Source organism: Ruminiclostridium hungatei (assembly GCF_002051585.1).
GTDB lineage: Bacteria > Bacillota > Clostridia > Acetivibrionales > DSM-1351 > Ruminiclostridium > Ruminiclostridium hungatei.
Map to the genome: position 1 here is coordinate 1 of NZ_MZGX01000093.1, position 563 is coordinate 563.

At 48.8% G+C, this 563-nt stretch carries 1 pseudogene; it reads left to right on the forward strand.

Annotated features, from left to right (window positions below):
* Positions 1–563, forward strand: a pseudogene (locus CLHUN_RS21705) (hypothetical protein); the annotation flags it as partial.

The window sequence follows — 563 nt, forward strand, 5'->3', positions numbered from 1 at the left end:
GAGTGGTGTAAGGATAATTGGAAAGCAATCGGTAAAATTCTTATTGCTGTTGTCATTATCGCAGCGTTGGGAATTGCGACAGTGTTGACAGGCGGCATTTTAGGGGTTATACTGGCTGGTGCATTCTGGGGTGCTTTGGCCGGAGGGTTGATTGGTGGAGTCATGAGCGGGATTACCTCCGCAAAGAGTGGAGGTGCGTTCTTAGACGGTTTTGCTGACGGTGCTTTAGGCGGAGCAGTTACGGGAGCGATAGCCGGAGCTGCGTTTGCGGGGATAGGTGCTTTAGGTGCTGTTGCCGGGAAAAGCATACAATGTCTCAGCACATTAGGGAAAGCGATAACGGTCACATCAAAAGTGACAATGGCCATTTCCCTCGGCATGGATGGCTTGGATATACTGTCTATGGGCATAGGTTTGTTCGATCTGTCTAACCCGTTGGTTAAATTTAACAGGCAGTTGCATTCCAATGCGCTTTATAATGGATTCCAAATTACCGTTAATGCCATTGCTATTTTCACCGCCGGAGCAGCTTCTGCACTGAAGTGCTTTGTTGCGGGCACGAT